The organism is Caldicellulosiruptor morganii, assembly GCF_026810225.1.
GTDB lineage: Bacteria > Bacillota > Thermoanaerobacteria > Caldicellulosiruptorales > Caldicellulosiruptoraceae > Caldicellulosiruptor > Caldicellulosiruptor morganii.
Genome location: NZ_CP113865.1, coordinates 1087127 through 1107091 on the forward strand (window position 1 = coordinate 1087127; position 19965 = coordinate 1107091).

Annotated in this window: 17 protein-coding genes; 15 read left to right on the top strand and 2 right to left on the bottom strand. The window is 35.4% G+C overall.

The window, feature by feature from the left end:
• The first annotated feature begins 1 nt into the window (after position 1).
• The 5 genes from mutS (at position 2) to OTK00_RS05300 (ending at position 7097) form a co-directional block, all read left to right on the top strand.
• Positions 2-2593 (top strand): DNA mismatch repair protein MutS, encoded by a 2592-nt coding sequence (gene mutS, locus OTK00_RS05280; protein ID WP_045169355.1) that lies wholly within the window; start codon positions 2-4, stop codon positions 2591-2593.
• A complete protein-coding gene (gene mutL, locus OTK00_RS05285) occupies positions 2590-4389 on the top strand; it encodes a DNA mismatch repair endonuclease MutL (protein ID WP_045169356.1) in 1800 nt (599 codons plus the stop codon). The genes mutS and mutL overlap by 4 nt, the downstream gene beginning before the upstream one ends.
• A gap of 36 nt (positions 4390-4425) precedes the next feature.
• Entirely contained in the window at positions 4426-5364 is a 939-nt protein-coding gene (miaA, locus tag OTK00_RS05290) for a tRNA (adenosine(37)-N6)-dimethylallyltransferase MiaA (protein ID WP_045169357.1), read from the top strand.
• A 64-nt stretch (positions 5365-5428) separates the two neighbouring features.
• Positions 5429-5701, top strand: coding sequence for an RNA chaperone Hfq (gene hfq, locus OTK00_RS05295; RefSeq protein WP_045169358.1), 273 nt, complete (start codon positions 5429-5431; stop codon positions 5699-5701).
• A 121-nt stretch (positions 5702-5822) separates the two neighbouring features.
• On the top strand, positions 5823-7097 hold the full coding sequence (locus OTK00_RS05300; RefSeq protein ID WP_045169359.1) for a methionine gamma-lyase family protein: 1275 nt from the start codon (positions 5823-5825) through the stop codon (positions 7095-7097).
• Positions 7098-7101: 4 nt separating this feature from the next.
• Here OTK00_RS05300 and lexA read toward each other — a convergent pair whose 3' ends face one another.
• Positions 7102-7710 carry a transcriptional repressor LexA gene (gene lexA / locus OTK00_RS05305; RefSeq protein WP_045169360.1) on the bottom strand — a complete coding sequence of 203 codons (609 nt, stop codon included), beginning with the start codon at positions 7708-7710 and terminating at the stop codon, positions 7102-7104.
• 187 nt (positions 7711-7897) lie between these two features.
• On the opposite strand from lexA, the gene OTK00_RS05310 reads away from it, so the two are divergent.
• The 5 genes from OTK00_RS05310 (at position 7898) to OTK00_RS05330 (ending at position 13183) form a co-directional block, all read left to right on the top strand.
• Complete coding sequence (locus OTK00_RS05310) at positions 7898-9160, top strand: hypothetical protein (RefSeq protein ID WP_157841014.1); 1263 nt, start codon at positions 7898-7900, stop codon at positions 9158-9160.
• Positions 9161-9205: 45 nt separating this feature from the next.
• Positions 9206-10009, top strand: coding sequence for an MFS transporter (locus OTK00_RS05315; RefSeq protein WP_045169361.1), 804 nt, complete (start codon positions 9206-9208; stop codon positions 10007-10009).
• A complete protein-coding gene (locus tag OTK00_RS05320) occupies positions 9999-10568 on the top strand; it encodes a hypothetical protein (protein WP_241765481.1) in 570 nt (189 codons plus the stop codon). The genes OTK00_RS05315 and OTK00_RS05320 overlap by 11 nt, the downstream gene beginning before the upstream one ends.
• Positions 10569-10960: 392 nt before the next feature.
• Complete coding sequence (gene pta / locus OTK00_RS05325; protein WP_045169362.1) at positions 10961-11959, top strand: phosphate acetyltransferase; 999 nt, start codon at positions 10961-10963, stop codon at positions 11957-11959.
• Positions 11960-11983: 24 nt separating this feature from the next.
• Complete coding sequence (locus tag OTK00_RS05330) at positions 11984-13183, top strand: acetate kinase (protein WP_045169363.1); 1200 nt, start codon at positions 11984-11986, stop codon at positions 13181-13183.
• A 47-nt stretch (positions 13184-13230) separates the two neighbouring features.
• Here the strand turns inward: OTK00_RS05330 and OTK00_RS05335 are convergent, their stop codons facing one another.
• Entirely contained in the window at positions 13231-13608 is a 378-nt protein-coding gene (locus tag OTK00_RS05335) for a desulfoferrodoxin (RefSeq protein WP_045169364.1), read from the bottom strand.
• Between the two features lie 153 nt (positions 13609-13761).
• Here OTK00_RS05335 and OTK00_RS05340 point away from each other — a divergent pair, with 153 nt between their 5' ends.
• From OTK00_RS05340 to OTK00_RS05360, 5 genes are all read left to right on the top strand, one after another.
• Positions 13762-16386: a valine--tRNA ligase gene (locus tag OTK00_RS05340; RefSeq protein WP_045169365.1), complete on the top strand. Its 2625-nt coding sequence runs from the start codon at positions 13762-13764 to the stop codon at positions 16384-16386.
• A gap of 7 nt (positions 16387-16393) precedes the next feature.
• Positions 16394-17689: a bifunctional folylpolyglutamate synthase/dihydrofolate synthase gene (locus tag OTK00_RS05345; protein WP_241765482.1), complete on the top strand. Its 1296-nt coding sequence runs from the start codon at positions 16394-16396 to the stop codon at positions 17687-17689.
• Between the two features lie 77 nt (positions 17690-17766).
• On the top strand, positions 17767-18420 hold the full coding sequence (fsa, locus tag OTK00_RS05350) for a fructose-6-phosphate aldolase (protein ID WP_045169366.1): 654 nt from the start codon (positions 17767-17769) through the stop codon (positions 18418-18420).
• A 53-nt stretch (positions 18421-18473) separates the two neighbouring features.
• Complete coding sequence (gene pgeF / locus OTK00_RS05355) at positions 18474-19265, top strand: peptidoglycan editing factor PgeF (RefSeq protein WP_045170157.1); 792 nt, start codon at positions 18474-18476, stop codon at positions 19263-19265.
• Positions 19265-19963, top strand: a complete 699-nt coding sequence (locus OTK00_RS05360) for a response regulator transcription factor (protein WP_045169367.1) — start codon at positions 19265-19267, stop codon at positions 19961-19963. Before pgeF ends, OTK00_RS05360 begins: the two co-directional genes overlap by 1 nt.
• Positions 19964-19965 lie beyond the last annotated feature (2 nt).

The window sequence follows — 19965 nt, forward strand, 5'->3', positions numbered from 1 at the left end:
CATGCAAGAGCTTACCCCCATGATGCAGCAGTATATGGAAATAAAACAGAAGGTAAAAGACTGCATTTTGTTTTTCAGACTTGGAGACTTTTATGAAATGTTCTTTGACGATGCAATAGTTGCCTCAAAGGAACTGGAAATAGCCCTGACTGCAAGAGATTGCGGAAACAATGAGAAAGCACCCATGTGTGGTGTTCCTTACCATTCCGCTCATAGTTACATTGCAAAACTTATTGAAAAGGGATACAAAGTGGCTATTTGTGAGCAGGTAGAAGATCCAAAACTTGCAAAAGGTGTTGTCAAACGTGAGATTACAAGAATTATCACACCGGGTACATTTATTGATGAGAATTTTAGCAGATCTAATAACTTTATCTGCTGTGTGACAGAGGTGGAAAATGGTTTTGCCTTAACCTTTGTAGATATTTCAACAGGTGAGATGTATGCCTGTCTGGTTGAAAATGATACTCAGAAGTTGATAAACGAAATTAGTAAATATACTCCCAACGAAATTCTGGTATCTTTATCAGAACCAGACATATATGAAGTTTTAAAGAGGAATTATAACACCTTTATTCAAAGAGTAAACTTTATTGATATTGATAAATGTTACGAATTAATAAATACACATATCCAGATTGCTACTGTTGATGATACAATAGCGCTTTCTGTTGGCAATCTTTTAAACTATTTGGTTGAAACACAAAAAATCTCTTTCAATTATATAAAGAAGTTTGAGTTTTACAAAATTCAGAACTATCTCCAAATTGATTTTAACACAAGAAGAAATTTGGAACTTACAGAAAGCATTATCACGCGTTCTAAAAAAAATAGCCTTCTTGGAATTTTAGATCAAGCAAAGACATCGATGGGCTCAAGACTGATAAAAAAATGGCTTGAAAGACCTTTAATTGATGTTGTAGAGATAAATAGAAGGCTTGATGCGGTTGAAGAACTATATAATAATTTTACGCTTCTGGTGCAGATTGAAGAACTGTTAGATGGGATATATGATATTGAAAGACTTTCTTCAAAATTTGCTTATAAAAGCATAAATGCTAAAGATTTAATCAGTTTAAAAAAATCAATAGAGGTTTTACCCAGATTAAAAGAGCTTCTGAGCAAATTTAGTTCTAATTTGTTAAAAGAGCTCTGCAGCAATCTTGATACATTGGATGATGTATATGAGCTTATTCATTCATCAATAGATGAAAATGCATCTGTGAGCTTGAAAGAGGGAGGAATTATAAAAGAGGGCTATGACGAGGATGTAGATAGGCTCAGGAATATTTCAAAAAATAGCAAAGAACTTCTAATTCAATACGAGGAGAAAGAAAGAAATTTAACAGGTATCAAAAATCTGAAAATAGGTTATAATAAAGTTTTTGGATACTATATTGAAGTGACCAAATCTAACTATTCTCTTGTTCCAGAACGATATATAAGAAAACAAACTCTTGCAAACGCAGAAAGATATGTTACAGAAGAGCTTAAGAAGTTAGAAGATGAAATTGTAAATGCAGAACAAAAACTTATTGATCTTGAGTACCAGCTTTTTTGTGAAATAAGAGACAGAGTAGAAAGTCAGATAGATAGAATCCAGAAAACTGCAAGCTGTATAACTATAATTGACGCTCTTTGTTCATTTGCTCGTGTTGCAATTGACAACAGGTACACAAAACCAGCTGTTTATTTGGGAGATAGAATCTTTATAAAAAATGGCCGGCATCCTGTTGTAGAAAAGATGATAGGACATAGCAATTTTGTTCCTAATGATACAGAACTTGATAGCAACCAGAACAGGGTTTTAATAATAACAGGTCCTAACATGGCAGGCAAATCTACATACATGCGTCAGGTAGCACTGATTGTCATAATGGCACAGATGGGCTGTTTTGTACCTGCTGAAGAGGCACAGATTGGTATAGTTGATAAAATTTTTTCGCGAATTGGGGCATCCGATGATATTTCATCTGGTCAGAGCACTTTTATGGTTGAGATGAGTGAAGTTGCAAACATTTTGAAAAATGCAACCTCCAAAAGCCTTATAATATTTGACGAGGTGGGAAGAGGAACCAGCACATACGATGGACTTTCAATTGCCTGGGCTGTTTTGGAATATGTTGCTGATAAAACCAGGATAGGAGCAAAGACCCTCTTTGCAACTCATTATCATGAGCTTACTGAACTTGAAGATAAAATTCCGGGGGTGAAAAATTACAGGGTTGATGTTAAGGAGGAAGGTAAAAATATTATCTTTTTGAGAAAGATTGTGAGAGGTGGCTGTGATTCAAGCTATGGTATTCATGTTGCGAGACTTGCTGGTATTCCTGAGGAGGTTTTACAAAGGGCAGAGCAAATACTAAAAAAGCTTGAAGAAGCTGATATAAACCGTAAAGAGGCAAAGAAGTTGAGAAGGGAAATAAAAAGAGAGTTTACCGAGCAGATTGAATTTTTCTCATACAAGAAAGATGAGATAATAGAGAAGATTGAAAACATTGACATTTTAAATATAACCCCAATTCAGGCGCTAAACATTTTAAGTGAGCTCAAGCATGAAATAATTAAAGCAAAAGAGAGGCAGCTATTATGAGAGAGCTAAATAAGTTATCTGAAGAAATTGCTCATATTCTGGCGGCTGGAGAAGTTGTTGAAAGACCTGCTTCATGTGTGAAGGAAGTTATTGAAAATTCTATTGATGCAGGGGCAAGTTTTATAGATATTAAATTGGAAAAAGGCGGTATTAAAAAAATTGAGGTTTATGATAATGGCAAAGGTATTCATCCAGAGGATATAAAATATGTGTTTGAAAGACATACAACAAGCAAGATAAAAACAGTGGATGACATTTTTAAAATTAAAACGATGGGTTTTAGAGGAGAGGCACTCTGTGCAATCTCAAGTGTCTCAAAAGTCACTCTAATTTCAAGACATTATCAGCAGGACCAGGGTTACATGGTAAAGGTTGAGGGAGGAAAAGTTAATTCAAAAACAGTATATCCTTTTGAGAAGGGTACAAAAATAATTATTGAAGATCTTTTTTTCAACACACCGGCAAGATTAAAGTTTTTAAAGTCACCTTCTGTTGAACAAAAGTACTGTGCAGAGGTTGCGGAAAAGATAGCCATCTGCTATCCGGAGATTTCCTTTAGAATGCAAGTTGATAACAAAAGGCAACTTTTCACCCCCGGTGATGGTAAGGTAGAATCTGCAGTTGCCTCAGTTTTTGGGACAGATATTTTAAAGAGTCTGATTGATTTTCATCAAGAAGAGCCAGGATTGAAAGTGTGGGGATATTTTGCAAATCCAGTGTTAAGTAAATCAACAAGAAGCGGTTACTACTTTTATGTCAACAGGAGGTTTATAAGAAGTAAGCTTCTTTCCAGCTGTATTGATGAGGTTTTTAAAAATTCGATTTTAACTGGTAGATTTCCTATAATATTCTTATTTATAGAAATAGACCCATCCGACATTGATGTTAATGTACATCCTACAAAGCTTGAGATAAAATTCAAAGATGAAAGATTTGTTTACAACACCGTATATAAAGCAATTTCAAAAGTGCTTCAGTCAGAAAAGATAATTCCCAAACCTGATTTGAATAATATTTATTCGCATCAGGATAAGCAGGAAAGTGAAAGTAAAAAAACTTCTTTGCCCTTTATTTATGAAGAACATAACTTTGAGAAAAATTCTTTTGAAAATTTAAGTGAGTTTTTAAAAATAGAAGAACAGCTTGATTTTTCTGAATTAGAACCGAAGCAGTGCACAGAGAATGTTATAAATATATTTTCAAAAACTTTTGAATTAGAAACCTACAAAATAGTTGGATATGCTTTTGATACCTACATTATTGTGGAAAAAGATGAAAGTCTTTATTTGATTGATCAGCATGCTGTTCATGAAAGAAGATTGTTTGAACTTTTTAAAGAAGAGGTAATTCAGAATAAAATTCAAAGACAGATGTTGCTTTCTCCGGTTATAGTTGATCTACCTCCTTCTCAAAAAGAATTTGTTCTTGAGAATGCTCAGTTTTTTGAAAGACTTGGTTTTGAAGTAGGTGATTTTGGGAAAAATGAGATAATAGTGAGAACAGTTCCCGTTTTGATTAAAAATTTGGCCGATAGGTATCTTATCTTTGATATAGTTGAAATGCTGTACAATGAATCCATTTCAGCAGGTCTTGTACAAATTTCAGAAGAACTGCTAAAAGAGATTGCTTGCAAAGCGGCTGTTAAAGGTAATATGAATATTTCTGACCTTGAAAAAGAAGAGATAGTAAAGCTTGTTCTTGTTGAAAAAAGGATTTTTCATTGCCCTCATGGAAGACCGGTGGTTGTTGAAATTCCTAAAAAAGACATAGAGAAGATGTTTAAAAGAATTGTTTAATAAAAAATTTTTCAAGGAAAAGGTGAATCTTAGAAGATGCAAAAGATTCCTTTGATAGTAATTGCAGGTCTGACTGCAACCGGGAAAACGGATGTTGCAATTGAGCTTGCCCAAATGATAGATGGTGAAATTGTCTCTGCAGATTCTATGTGTGTTTACAAGTATATGGACATAGGGACTGCTAAGCCAACAAAAGAACAAAGAGAAATGGTGAAGCATTATATAATCGATGTTGTTTACCCCGATGAGGATTACAATGTAGCTCTGTTCCAGAGGGATGCTACAAAAGCAATAGAAGAAATTTACCAGAAAGGCAAGATACCCCTTCTTGTCGGGGGTACAGGGTTTTATATAAAATCGGTTGTGGATGAAATAGAGTTTCCAGAAATGGGGGACTCAAAGGAAATACGTCAAAAACTTTACAAGGAGCTTGAAGAAAAGGGTAACATGTACCTTTACGAAATGCTCAAAAATATTGATGATAAAGCTGCACAGACCGTTCATCCGAATAATGTAAAAAGAGTTATAAGATATTTAGAAATTTACTTTCTCACCGGCAGGAAACCTACTGATTTTCTGGATAAGGTGAGAAAGAGAGGCTCTGAAAGGTATAATATATTGCCCTTGTGTTTTGTTATGGAAAGGACTGCCCTGCGTGAGAGGATTGATGCAAGGGTTGAGAAAATGTTTAAAATAGGGCTTGTGGATGAGGTAAAGATGCTGCTTGAAATGGGATATTCAAAGGATTTAAAATCTATGCAGGGGCTTGGATATAAGCAGGTTATACCATACATTGAAGGGAAAATTACCTTGGATGAAGCAAAGGAGGATCTGAAGATCAGAACAAGGCAGTTTGCAAAAAGACAAAGTATTTGGTTTAAATACCAGGGGAATTTTATATATTTGGATGTGGGGAACCTTGAATTTAAAGAAGTTGTGAAAAAATGTTTTGAACTTTGCAAAAGTGTGGTATAATTTAAGAAAAACATATAAAAATTATAATATAAAAAACTTTTAAGTTTGGGGAGGAATACATAAAGTGGCAAAAGGAAATTTGAATTTGCAGGATTTATTTTTGAACCAGCTCAGAAAAGAAAAGGTTAATGTTACAATCTTTCTACTGAGCGGTGTCCAAATAAAAGGGACTATCAAAGGTTTTGATAATTTTACCCTGGTAGTGGAAACAGACAATAATAAACAAATGCTCATTTACAAACATGCAATTTCCACAATTCTTCCATCAAAACCAGTAAACTACATGACTCAAATGCAAAATTCGCAAACACAAAATGCCACCCAGCAAGACAAATAATCAAAGCCTGAAGTCAGAATAACAGCAGTTGAGGAAAGCTCATGAACAAAGAGGTTTCATGAGCTTTCTTTAATTTTTTGAATAAAAATTGGTGCACTAAAAAGGAAGGGTGTGACAGGATTTGCAATTTGATTTTGAAGCTCTGAAAAGATTTTATAACTTTGATATAAAGCTTTTGACACTGGCGCAGCAAACAATTAAAAGTGTAGAAGAGGTTTTTAAAAAAATAGAAAGAATAAAATCTTACAATCAATTAAAAATCTTAAATGCATTTCACAAAAATAAGCTTTCTTACACTCATTTGAACAAGACAGATGGTTATGGATATTCAGATAGTGGAAGAGAGGTCATTGAAAAAATATATTCAGATGTATTTGGCTCTGAGGATTCACTTGTTAGAATCCAGTTTATATCAGGTACTCAGGCAATTTCAACCATGTTATTTGGTGTTTTGCGTCCAGGTGATTTGCTTTTATCTATAAGCGGCAGACCTTATGATACTTTACAAAAAGTAATTGGGATAAAAAAGGGAGGTTACGGGAATCTTATTGAGTTTGGTATAGGATATGAAGAGGTGGATCTTAAAGAAAACAACTTTGATTATGAGCAAATTGAGAACCTTTTAAGAAAACAAAAAGTGAAAGCAGTTTTTATACAGCGTTCAAGAGGATATTCTTTAAGGGAATCAATCTCTATAGAAAAAATAGGACAGGTAACACAATTTATAAAAAACATAAGTCCTGACACAATTGTTATTGTGGACAACTGTTATGGTGAGTTTGTAGAGGAGAAAGAACCAACAGAGGTTGGAGCAGATTTAATGGCAGGATCGCTTATTAAAAATCCAGGCGGAACCATTGCATCCTGTGGTGGTTATATTGCGGGGAAAAAAGATCTGATAGAGATGTGCGCAGATAGACTCAACACAACCGGTATGGGTAAAGATGTAGGACCCTCCTTGGGGTTTAACAGAGAAATATTACAGGGACTTTTATTTGCTCCGCACATTGTTGCCGAGAGTTTAAAGGTTGCAGTTTTTACAGCATACATTATGGAAACCCTGGGCTATGAAGTTTTACCACGGTACAATGAATATAGAACAGACATAATTCAGTCAATTGTATTTAAAGATGAAGAAAAACTAATTAAATTCTGCCAGGGAATTCAGAAAGGCTGCCCGGTTGACAGTAACGTTTTGCCCGAGCCCTGGGATATGCCAGGGTATTCACACAAAGTGATAATGGCAGCGGGCGGTTTTGTTCAGGGGACATCATTGGAACTTTCATGTGATGCGCCAGTTCGTGAACCTTTTGTTGCATATCTTCAAGGAAGTTCCTCATTTGAGATAGGAGTGGTGGGAGTACTAAGGGCTATTGAAATGATCAGGAGGATGTAAAGATTTACATCCTCCTGAAAAGTCCTATCACTTTTCCAAGTATCTTTACGTCCTTTACAATTATAGGTTCCATTGCTTTGTTTTCAGGTTGAAGTCTTATGTGGTCGCTTTCTTTAAAAAATCTTTTTACAGTTGCTTCATCATCAATTAAAGCAACAACAATATCTCCATTTTCAGCTACATTTTGTCTTCTTACAATTATAATATCATTGTCAAAAATTCCAGCATCAATCATACTATCACCTTTTACTCTTAACAAAAACGCATCTTCTGTTCCCACAAGGTCGTAAGGAAGAGTTAGAGTATCCTCTATATTTTCAACAGCCAAAATAGGTTCACCTGCAGTGACTTTACCAACAAGAGGAAGCTGAACCATGTTTCTGTTGGTATAAAAATCATCATCAACAATCTCAATGGCTCTTGGCTTTGAGGAGTCACGTCTGATATAACCTTTTTTCTCCAAACGAGTCAGATGTCCGTGAACGGTTGAGGTTGATTTCAAGCCTGTTGCTTCACATATTTCTCTAACAGCTGGGGGATATCCCTTTTCTTTGATTCTCTTTTTTATGAATTCCAGTATTTCTTGCTGTTTTTTTGTAAGCTGCTTCTTCATTAAATTTCCCCTTTTCAATTTAATTTTTAAGTAAATTATAGCATAAAAACATATATTCTTCAAACAGTTGTTTAGCATTTTACAAGAAAATTTTGCACAATAAATATTTATGCAAATTTGTATTGCACTATTTTTTCTTGATATAATATAATCAAACCGAAAATCATAAAAACAGGGAGTGAGGGGTATGAGTGCTAAAATTAATACAAAATACCCTGTAATTAAGACAGCCAATAATCATTCTAATTCTGTTAGTTACAGCAGTAAGGTTTCTACTCAATCCTTATCAAGTGGATGGTTTGTAACTAATAAACCATCATCACAGTTGACCCAGCCTTATAAGGTTACATTTTCGCAGATTAGTACTTCTTCTCAAAAATCTTCAACAAGCAACAAGACTCATACCACAAACACAAGTGGTGGAGGACTTTTTGGCTTTATTTCAAACATTAAAAAAGATATTTCTGAAGCTGCTAAAAAAGTTAAAGACAACGTTAATGCATTTGTATCATCTGCATCTAAAACTGTCAGTAGCACAGTAAAAAGTGTAGAGCAAAAGGTTTCTTCGGCTGCAAAGGCTGTCTCCCATAGTGTTAACAATATCAAAAAGGATTTAGAGCAGACAGTCAGAGATGTGAAACAAAGAGTGCAGCAATTTGTTAATTCTGAAAAGAAGAATGAGAAAGCCGATTCTAATCGTCAGAGTTCTGCGGCAAAGGTTAATGATAAGAAAGACAGGAGCGGTGGGACATATGTAATAACAAAGAATACCGGTTTAAAGAGTGATAATAATTCAGAAGGTAATAAAAATACCGGTAATATCAGTATTGACTTGAGCCCTTTTGATCCAAGAAAATCACCTGGGAATGCATTAAGCAACGGAAATGGAGTGAAAAATGTTATAAAATATACAAAGGCATACATAAAGGACAATTTCACAATAGTAGTGAAAAGGGCAGAAGATAACAGGAAGTATGCGATAATAAAAGGTGCACGAAGTGAATCGGCTTTGGAGGAAGGGATAAAAGGCACAAGATATGCATTCAAAAATGCTGAAAAATACCCAGAGGTGTTCAAATTTATTAAAGGGAAGGTTGCAGTAAAAGAAGCGTTTAATCTAAAGAGTGTAGGTGGGAAAATATCTGTGGCAGGGATTGCCATTGATACAGGGATTGATGTGTATAAAGATTTAAAGAGCAAAGCAGAGCCCAGCAAAGTAGCAGCTGATGCGGTTGTGGATGTTGCATTTGGAGCAGGTGGTATGGCAGTTGGTGCTTTAGCAGGGGCAGCTTTTGGAAGTGTTTTTGGACCGATTGGAACGGCAGCAGGTGCTTTGGCTGGGGGATTGTTTTATACATATATGACTGAGTCTTATAAAGTAAATGGTAAATCTTTAAAGGATGCTGCAAAGCAATTGACCAAAGAGGTTTTTGATTATGCATTTAGATGATAAAAATTGTGTATGAAATTCCCAGGTGGAAGGACTGATTGAATTATGACATTAGAAGAATACCGTATAAAAAAATACCTGATAGAAAGTGAACCATATATTGATGACCCATCAGAGTTTAAAAGTAGTACAAAAATTAATTTACTTGCATATCTATTTTTCGCAGGAATGTCAGTTTTAATGCCAATGCTTATTGCAAAGAATTTAATCACCAGGGTTATTTTTTTGACAGTGATTGGATTGTTTGTGTTTTTCAGTATATGGGCAATATATATTTTAAGAAGCCCTTACAAAAGGCAAAGGCAGATTGTACTTTATAATGGATTGTTCTATTTAGTATTCTCGTTAATTCTCTTGGTGGGTGCAGTGGAACATGTAGGTATGCTATTGCACCTGCATATTCTTGCATTTTTATTTGTTGCAATTTATATAGGAATTTTCTGGTTATTGTACAGGGTATATATTCCAAGGAAGCTTAAGGGCTGGAGATCGAAGTTTTACGAGACCAAGCTGGGCAGGAAGATACTTGGTATTGCCACAGCAATTATTCCTTTTGCAGGAACTCTTGGTATAGCAATAGCCAAGATGACAAAAGATTATCTCAGTCAGGAGCAGGTATATTTTGCGATAGCGATGAGTTGTTTGGTTCTTTCTTATATGTGTGTTAAAGGGAGCGAGAATATATACAGGTATTATTTAATGCAGAGGTATCCCCAGTGTGCTATTTATTATGAGCCACCAAAGGAGAAGAGAAAGAGGACTACCAGGAAGAGTGGGAAGGATGAAAAGGCTCGAGATGATTTAGACAAAGTTCAAAAACAAAGAGGGGTTGGAGGCAGTGAGGTATAGATTTGAATGCACATATTTAGAAGCAGAGAGAGTATTTTTGGAGATTATTTCTGAGAAGATGGGCAAAAGATATATTCCGATGGAGAAGAAGGAGGATGTTTTTACCTGTGAGATAGAATTGAGCCCATCAGATATTTACAAATACATTTTTGTTATAGATGACAACATTAGGCTAATTGACTTTTCAGCACCTTTTACCATTCCAACAGAAGATGGGCAAATATATTCGTGCATTGCTATAAATGCCGGTGGAGAGATTTTGACATATGATTTTGAGCCAAGTATATATGTTAAAGATTTTGGTTTTTGCAATGAGGCAAAAGAAGACGAAAAGATGCTTTATAAAAGAGCTTTTTCAAAGAAAGACAGGAAGGTTTGTGTTAGAATAGTATACACAGAAGTTCTGGGATTTCATCAAAGCAGTATACTTTGGTATAAGCCTGATGGAGAGTTTTTTGCTCAAAGTAGTGGAATTGTCTGGAGTGATGAAGAGAAAATGGACAACATAACCGAGTGGCATTATATAGAAATAGGAGAGGAAATACCAACAGGCAGATGAAAGGTAAAGTTATTTATTGATGGGCTGTATATCTTAGAAGACTATTTTGTAATAACTCCAACTGTATACGGTGTAGAGTCAGGTATATTAAAAACGAGAATATAAAACTTTTACTTCTTTCTATTTCACTTAGGTGTTTAAAACTTCTCTTCTTTGTGGTGTTATTATTACAAGCCATAGCTTCAAACCTCCTGTGTATGGTTTTGTCTTTTCAACTAATATCATACACAGTTTGAAGCTATGGCTTCAATGTTTATTGACACTGTTTCGTTTAAATTTACAACAAACATCTTTAAAATTTTGCAGATTAATTCTTGTATACAAGATACAATTTAGTTTATAATATATAAGGTGCAAAAATGTTAAACAATAAACGAAAGGGGCTTTCAGAGATGTCATTTATTGATACAATAATAGAAAAAGCCAAGTCGAACCTCAAAACTATTGTGTTGCCAGAAAGCTATGAAGAGAGAAATTTGAAAGCTGCAAGCATTGTTCTAAAAGAAAAAATAGCGAAAATTGTGTTAGTAGGTAAAGAAGAAGAAATAAAAAAAGAAGCAGCAAAGTTTGGTGCAAATGTGGATGAAGCAATTTTCATTGACCCTGATAACTTTGAAAGATTTGATGAATTTGTAAATGATTTTTATGAAATCAGGAAAAACAAAGGTGTGACACTTGAAGATGCAAGAAAAATTATGAAAGACTTAATGTATTTTGGAGTTATGCTGGTGTACAAAGGTTTGGCAGATGGTATGGTGTCTGGTGCAATTCACTCAACTGCCGATACACTGCGCCCAGCACTTCAAATCTTAAAAACAGCACCGGGCGTAAAGCTTGTTTCGAGCTTTTTCATAATGGTTGTTCCAAATTGCGAATATGGGGAAAATGGAGTGTTGTTATACGCTGATGCGGGACTAAATCCGAATCCTACAGCTGAAGAGCTTGCAGACATTGCCATTTCATCTGCAAAAAGTTTTGAAGCCCTGGTTGGAAAGACCCCAAAGGTTGCAATGCTTTCATATTCAACCAAAGGCTCGGCAAAATCAGAGATGGTTGACAAGGTGGTTGAGGCCACAAGAATTGCAAAAGAAAAGGCACCAGATATTTTGATAGATGGCGAACTTCAGGCGGATGCAGCACTTGTGCCGTCTGTTGCAAAACTAAAAGCACCGGGCAGTCCTGTTGCAGGACAGGCAAATGTGCTAATCTTTCCTGACCTTGATGCGGGGAATATTGCATATAAGCTTACAGAGAGACTTGCTAAGGCAGAAGCTTATGGACCTATTACCCAGGGAATAGCAAAACCTGTAAATGATTTGTCAAGGGGCTGCAAGGCAGAAGATATAGTTGGCGTTGTGGCTATTACTGCTGTTCAGTCAATGATGAAATAAATTTTAAAAGGGGTAGGGTAACAGATGAAAGTATTAGTGTTAAATTCAGGAAGTTCATCATTAAAATATCAGTTTATTGATACTGAGACAGAAATTGCTTTATGTAAAGGTGTTGTTGACAGAATTGGTTTGCCGGGAGCATTTATAAAACACCAGAAAAACGGACAGGAGATTATAAAAGAACAGGATGTAAAGGATCACAATGTGGCAATAAAACTTGTTTTGGAGATGCTGACTCATCCTCAAATGGGGATAATAACCTCAATGGATGAGATTGATGCAATCGGTCACAGAGTTGTTCATGGCGGGGAATATTTCAGTAATGCCGTGATTGTCAATGAAGAGGTAAAAAAGGCAATAAGAGAGTGTATTGAACTTGCTCCTCTTCACAATCCTGCAAATCTTATGGGAATTGAAGCGTGCGAAAAAGAAATTCCGGGGAAGCCCAATGTTGCTGTATTTGATACAGCTTTTCATCAAACAATGCCAAAGTATGCTTATATGTACTCTATTCCATATGAGATGTATGAGAAATACAAAATAAGAAAGTATGGCTTCCATGGTACATCACACAAGTATGTTGCAATAAAAGCAGCAGAATACTTAAAAAGACCGCTGGAAGAATTGAAACTTATAACATGCCACTTAGGGAATGGTTCAAGTGTTTGTGCAATAAAGTATGGCAAATCAGTTGATACAAGTATGGGGTTTACACCCTTGGCCGGACTTGCGATGGGAACAAGAAGCGGAACAATTGATCCTGCTGTTATTCTGTACATTATGGAAAAAGAAAATATGGATGTTAAACAAATGAATGATTTCCTGAATAAAAAATCGGGTGTTTTGGGTATTTCTGGTGTCAGCAGTGATTTTAGGGATTTAGAAAGAGCAGCTAACGAAGGAAATGAAAGAGCTCAGCTTGCAATTGATATGTTCTGCTACAGGGTAAAAAAATATATTGGAGAATATGCGGCAGTTTTGGGCGGGGCTGATGCAATTGTTTTCACCGCCGGAATAGGAGAGAACAATGCAGTTGTTAGAGATAGGTGTCTTACTGATTTAGAATATATGGGGGTTTTATATGACAGAGAAAGAAACTTCAATGCAGAAAAAGGTAAAGTATTTGAAATCAACAAACCGGAAAGCAAAGTAAAGGTTTTAATAGTTCCAACAAACGAAGAGCTAATGATTGCAAGGGAGACAAAAAGATTACTGGAAAAGTAAATTAAAAAAGGGCTGCTTTTAAGTAAATTTTAGCAGCCCTGTCTTTTTTATTCTTTTTTCCAAAGCCCATGCAGATTGCAATATTCATAAGCAACAAGTTTATCGGCAGATACATCAAATAAAGCTTTTGGTTCATCGCCGGGTTTTAGGTATTTTCTGTAGACAACATCATCTGCTATTAGTTCGATCCACATAATATAGTGTTTTTCTTCCATTGGATGTGGAACTTCTCCCACCTTAACTAAAATGCCTTCTTCTGTTTTTTCAATTACAGGTACATGCTTTTCTAAACTTGCGTCGACTGTATTTGCTTCAATCAAAGTCATTGGTTGACCACAGCAGACCAGCTGCCCGCCACCTGCAAATAAAACTTCTACAATGTTTCCACAAATTTCACATTTATAAACGTTTCCTCTTTTTACCATATCAATATAGCCTCCCTTGTAAAATTTGAATTTTTAAATTACAATTACTTTATACCCACAAAAATAAAAAACTAAACAAAGAGTTTGAAATTAAAATAATTTTGAAATAATATAAAAAGTGAAATCAAAACTTTGAAAGGAGGATGAAAGAAGGTGCAAAAGGTCTACAATCCTCAAGAGGTTGAAGATAGGCTTTATAAGATGTGGCTTGAAAAAAAATACTTTCATGCAAGGATTGACTGGTCAAAAAAACCTTTTACAATTGTAATTCCACCTCCGAATATTACAGGGCAACTACATATGGGACATGCTCTGAACAATACCATTCAAGATATCTTGATAAGATTTAAGAGAATGCAGGGTTATTGTGCACTCTGGCTTCCCGGCACTGACCATGCAAGTATTGCAACTGAAGCAAAGATTGTTGAGAAGATGAAAGAAGAAGGTCTCACAAAAGAGATGATAGGAAGGGAGAAATTTTTAGAGCGTGCATGGGAGTGGAAAAGAGTCTATGGCGGCAGGATAATTGAGCAGCTTAAGAAACTTGGGGCTTCTTGCGACTGGGACAGAGAGCGTTTTACAATGGATGAAGGACTTTCCAACGCAGTAAAAGAGGTTTTTGTAAGACTTTATGAAAAAGGTTTAATCTATAAAGGCGAAAGAATGATCAACTGGTGTCCCACTTGTAAAACAACCATTTCAGATGCTGAAGTGGAGTATGAAGAAAAAAAAGGGAAGCTGTGGTATATTAAGTATCCAGGGGAGGACAACTCTTTCTTTGTGGTTGTTGCAACAACAAGACCTGAAACAATGCTTGGTGACACTGCTGTTGCAGTAAATCCTAACGATGAAAGATATAAACATCTGATTGGAAAAAAAGTTGTGCTTCCTCTTGTGAACAGAGAAATACCAATCATTGCAGATGAATACGTAGATATGGAATTTGGTACAGGTGTTGTAAAAATTACTCCCGCTCATGACCCAAATGACTTTGAGATAGGACAAAGACATAATCTACCAATGATACAGGTAATTGATACAAAAGGGTATATGAATGAAAATGCTGGCAGATATGCAGGACAGGACAGATTTGAGGCAAGAAAAAATATTGTAAATGACCTAAAAAGTCTTGGACTTCTTGTAAAAGAAGAGGACTATACTCACAACGTAGGTCACTGTTATAGGTGTTCCACAGTAATTGAACCGCTTGTATCCAAGCAGTGGTTTGTCAAAATGAAACCGTTGGCAGAGCCTGCAATAAGAGTGGTAAAGAAAGGTAGAATAAGATTTATTCCTGAAAGGTTTGAAAAGATATATTTTAACTGGATGGAAAATATAAAAGACTGGTGTATTTCAAGACAGCTTTGGTGGGGGCATAGAATTCCTGCATATTATTGTAGAGATTGTGACAATATGATGGTGAGTCGTGAGGAAGTAAAGATATGCTCAAAGTGTGGTTCTGCCAATGTATATCAGGACGAAGATACTCTTGATACATGGTTTTCATCGGCACTATGGCCATTTTCGACACTTGGATGGCCAGAGGAAACAGAGGATTTGAAGTACTTTTATCCAACCGATGTTCTGGTAACGGCATATGATATAATCTTCTTCTGGGTTGCAAGAATGATTTTTTCAGCTCTTGAACACATGGGAAAAGAGCCATTTAAGTATGTACTGATTCACGGAATTGTAAGAGATGCTCAGGGTCGCAAAATGAGCAAGTCACTTGGCAATGGAATAGACCCGCTTGAGATAATAGAAAAATACGGTGCAGATGCTTTAAGATTTACACTTGTTACAGGAATTTCACCTGGAAATGATACAAGATTTCATATGGAAAAGGTTGAGGCGAACAGAAACTTTGCAAACAAGATCTGGAATGCAGCAAGGTTTGTAATAATGAACCTTGATATTGATACAAAATACAAGCCTGATGAAAGTAAATTTACATTTACAGAAAGATGGATTCTGTCAAGGTTGGATGCACTTATTAAGGAGGTTACTGAAAACCTTGAAAAGTTTGAAATAGGCATTGCAGCTCAAAAGCTTTACGACTTTATTTGGGATGAATTTTGTGACTGGTATATTGAGATGTCAAAACCAATTCTTTACAACAAAGAAGCGGAGAACAACAGAGAGGTACAGTATGTTCTTTTAACAGTGCTTACCAGCGTATTAAAACTTTTGCATCCATTTATGCCGTTTGTAACAGAAGAGATTTATTTGAACCTCCCGCATGATGAAGAAAGTCTTGTTATAGCTAAGTGGCCAGAGCCAGGAGGGTATACTTATTCTCAGGATATTTCTATGGTTGAAAAGCTGATTGAACTTATAAGAAGTATCAGAAACCTCAGGGTAGAAAAAAATATACCTGCAAGTTTAAAACCGACAGTCTTTATAAAAACTGATGATGTGAGTATGCTTCAGCAAAGAGAGCTCTGGGAGATTTACGCAAAGAGGCTTGCAAATATAGAAGAGGTTGTGGTAGCTCAGGATGCTCCGCAAGACAGTGTTTCACTTGTTCTATCTTGGGGTGTTGCGTATATCAAACTCAGAGAAATTATTGATATTCAAAAAGAGCTCGAAAGACTTACCGAGGAAAGAGAAAGACTGCTAAAAGAAGTTGAAAGGTCTGAAAAGCTGCTTGGTAATCAGAACTTTTTGCAAAAAGCTCCCCAGAAAGTTGTAGACGAGGAAAAAGAAAAATATGAGAGATACAAACAGATGTTAAGATCTGTTGAAGATCAGCTTGAGAGAATTAGAAGCTTAAGGTGATATGATAATGTCAATGACTTATGAGCAAGCGCTTGAATATATTCATGGGTCATATAAGTTTGGAGTGAAACTTGGACTTGAAAATATAAAAAAATTGCTTGAAATTATGGGCAATCCCCAGAAGGATTTAAAGGTTATTCATGTTGCCGGGACAAATGGAAAAGGTTCTACCTGTGCTTTTGTTAATCAAGTTTTGGTGGAAGCAGGATATAAGGTGGGGCTTTATACCTCACCTTACTTAGAAATTTTTAATGAAAGAATAAAGATTAATAACAATCCCATTTCTAATGACGAACTTGCAATAATAACTGAATTTGTTAGGGATAAGGTAGAACTAATGATAGCTCAGGGCTTTAATCATCCTACTGAATTTGAGATAGTCACTGCAATAGCCTTTGAATATTTTAAAAGAATGAATGTGGATTTTGTTGTGTTAGAAGTTGGACTTGGTGGGAGATTTGACGCAACAAATGTAGTTGAGAATCCAGAGCTTTGTATTATAACTTCTATTGGCTATGACCATATGGATATCTTGGGTCAGACAATAGAACAAATAGCATATGAAAAGGCTGGAATTATAAAAGAAGGTGCAACTGTTATTTTAGCAGTGCAGCGTTATAAAGAAGCGGTTGATGTTATTTCAAGAGTGTGTAAAGAAAAGGGTGCCAATTTGGTTGAGATGAGCAGTGAATACAAAATTATAAATAATAGTCTTGATGGAATTGTGTTTGATTGCATAACTCCAAAGAGTATATATAAAAATCTTGAAATTAAGCTGCTGGGAACACATCAGGTTGAAAATGCATTGAACTGTATATATGCATTTGAATATTTAAGAGAAAAATACAATATAGATACATCTTCACTTGTTAATGGGCTATTAAAAGCAAAATGGAATGGTAGATTTGAAGTCATTTCAAAAGATCCTCTTGTGATTCTGGATGGTGCTCATAATGTAGATGGGATGAAGGTACTTATTGACAACTGCAGGTGGTATCTAAAAGATAAGAAGATTATTGCTATTGTAGGAATTCTGAAAGACAAAGAATATCAGGAAATGCTTACTTTAATAAAAGAAATAGCCTCAGAGGTTATATTTACAGTTGTTCCATATCAAAAAAGGGCTTTTTCAACTGCAGAAGCAAAGGACGTTGCTGTAAGTTACCAGTTGGAATTTATCAAAGATTTCAGAGAAGCAATTAATATGGGTCTTAAAAGAGCAGAAGAAAACTCGGTTATCTTGATTTGTGGGTCTTTGTATTTGGTCGGTCCTGCAAGGACATATCTTAAAAGCATTTTTTAGTTATTGTAATTATGCAGCAACTGGTATAAAATAATAGTCAGAAAAAATCTTAATTGAAAAGAGGTGTAAAATACAGGATGAAACTATTTATCGATACTGCCAATATAAATGAAATAAAAGAAGCTTACTCCTGGGGAATAATTTGCGGTGTTACAACAAATCCTTCTTTAATTGCAAAAGAGGGTAGAGATTTTAAAGAAGTTGTGAATGAGATTTGTTCAATTGTAGATGGTCCAATCTCTGCAGAGGTAATTTCTCTTAAAGCAGAGGGTATGATTGAAGAAGCAAGGGATTTAGCAAAGATTCACAAAAATATTGTTATTAAGATTCCAATGACAGCAGAGGGACTAAAAGCTGTTTCTGTGCTATCTAAGGAAGGAATAAAGACAAATGTCACACTTGTTTTCTCAGCAGCTCAGGCACTTTTGGCAGCAAAAGCCGGTGCAACATATGTATCTCCGTTTGTAGGTAGGCTTGATGACATAGGCCAAAACGGAATTGAGCTTATCAAAGAGATTGTTCAGATATTTAAGAATTATCCTGATATAAAAACAGAGATAATTGCAGCAAGTATAAGACATCCTATACATGTTATTGAAGCTGCAAAAGCAGGAGAAGATATTGCAACAGTTCCATTTAAGGTACTTGAGCAGATGACAAAGCATGCACTGACTGATGTAGGTATAGAAAGATTTTTAAAAGATTGGGAGAAAGTACCAAAGAAAAATTAAAAGCAACCTCTTTGCAGGTTGCTATTTTTTTAATTTCCAAATGGAGGGTTAGAATGGCTTTTGACAAAGTATTTGTAAATGGACTTGAAATCTATAAGGTTTCCGAGTTTGAACAGCACGGTGTGGAGGCTTTTTTTACAACAAGAAGGTATCTTGGCACACTTGATTTCAATCTGAGTTATAAATGGGCAGGATCCAGAAATGAAATCGATAATAATTTTCTTGTTCTTTTTGAGAGCTTAAAAATAAATCACAGGAATATTTATTATGCAAAACAGGTACATGGAAATGGTATAATAATTGTTGAAAAAGGATTTGATTTTTTTGAACATAATCAGCAAATAGAAGCAGATGGACTTATAACATTCAAGACTGATGTTGTGCTTATGACCTTTCATGCAGATTGTATTCCGGTTTACATTTTTGATAGAGAAAAGAGGATTATCTCACTTCTGCACTCTGGCTGGAGAGGAACATTGCAACATATAACAAAAAGAGCATTGGAAATGCTGAGCTTCAAATTTGGATGTAACATGTCAAATCTCACTGTGGCGATTGGACCGGGTATTTGCAAAAATCATTTTGAAGTGGGCGAAGATGTATATAACGCTTTTTTAAAGCAGTTTCCTGATGATGTTTGCATACAAAACAGAACGAAATTTTTTGTGGATTTAAAAAAAGCTATTGAAAAGGATTTATTGGACAGTGGAGTGGAAAAAGAGCAGATTATAATCTCTGAATTGTGTACATATGAAGATGAAGATTTGTTCTTTTCATACAGAAGAGATTTTAAAAATCCAGAAAAATTGGGTGGCATGGTTGCTATTATGAGGATGGTGAGATAATGAAAAGTATTTTGATTGTGGATGATGAACCTCATATTGTTGAATTGATTAAATTCAATCTAAACAAGGAAGGTTACACTACATTTGAAGCTGAAAGTGGCAGTGCAGCCCTGGATGTTCTTAAAAATAATAAGATTGATCTTGTAATCCTTGATATAATGATGAGTGGTATGGATGGTTATGAGGTTTTGAAAGAAATTAGGTTTAACAAAAAGACAAAAAATCTTCCTGTAATTTTGCTTTCTGCAAAATCAGAGGAAATTGATAAAATATTAGGGCTTGAACTTGGAGCTGATGATTACATAACAAAACCTTTTAGCGTAAAGGAACTGATTGTAAGAGTGAAAGCACTTTTTAGAAGGATCGAGAGTTTAAAACCTGATACAGAGGAGAAGTTTAGATTTGGTGATATTGAGGTAGATTTAACAGGAAGAAGTGTAAAAAAGAACAACAAAGAAGTATCTCTTTCGTATAAAGAGTTTGAACTTTTAAAGCTGTTGATAGAGAACAGAGGAAGAGTTTTGGATAGAGATTTCATTTTGCAGAGAGTATGGGGCTACGAATTTGACGGAGATACCCGAACAGTTGATGTGCATATAAGATTTTTAAGAAAGAAGTTGGAGGATGATGAGAGAAATCCTCGATATATTGAGACAGTGAGAGGAGTTGGTTACAGGTTTAGAGAAGGGTTGGATTAAAG

Excerpts from the sequence above, each read along its gene's own strand:
- OTK00_RS05345 (WP_241765482.1), top strand. The coding sequence starts at position 16,394 with ATGTCAATGACTTATGAGCAAGCGCTTGAATATATTCATGGGTCATAT.
- lexA (WP_045169360.1), bottom strand. The coding sequence starts at position 7,710 with ATGAAGAAGCAGCTTACAAAAAAACAGCAAGAAATACTGGAATTCATA.
- mutL (WP_045169356.1), top strand. The coding sequence starts at position 2,590 with ATGAGAGAGCTAAATAAGTTATCTGAAGAAATTGCTCATATTCTGGCG.
- fsa (WP_045169366.1), top strand. The coding sequence starts at position 17,767 with ATGAAACTATTTATCGATACTGCCAATATAAATGAAATAAAAGAAGCT.
- OTK00_RS05360 (WP_045169367.1), top strand. The coding sequence starts at position 19,265 with ATGAAAAGTATTTTGATTGTGGATGATGAACCTCATATTGTTGAATTG.
- OTK00_RS05335 (WP_045169364.1), bottom strand. The coding sequence starts at position 13,608 with ATGGTAAAAAGAGGAAACGTTTATAAATGTGAAATTTGTGGAAACATT.
- OTK00_RS05310 (WP_157841014.1), top strand. The coding sequence starts at position 7,898 with ATGAGTGCTAAAATTAATACAAAATACCCTGTAATTAAGACAGCCAAT.
- pgeF (WP_045170157.1), top strand. The coding sequence starts at position 18,474 with ATGGCTTTTGACAAAGTATTTGTAAATGGACTTGAAATCTATAAGGTT.
- miaA (WP_045169357.1), top strand. The coding sequence starts at position 4,426 with ATGCAAAAGATTCCTTTGATAGTAATTGCAGGTCTGACTGCAACCGGG.
- OTK00_RS05315 (WP_045169361.1), top strand. The coding sequence starts at position 9,206 with ATGACATTAGAAGAATACCGTATAAAAAAATACCTGATAGAAAGTGAA.
- mutS (WP_045169355.1), top strand. The coding sequence starts at position 2 with ATGCAAGAGCTTACCCCCATGATGCAGCAGTATATGGAAATAAAACAG.
- pta (WP_045169362.1), top strand. The coding sequence starts at position 10,961 with ATGTCATTTATTGATACAATAATAGAAAAAGCCAAGTCGAACCTCAAA.
- OTK00_RS05330 (WP_045169363.1), top strand. The coding sequence starts at position 11,984 with ATGAAAGTATTAGTGTTAAATTCAGGAAGTTCATCATTAAAATATCAG.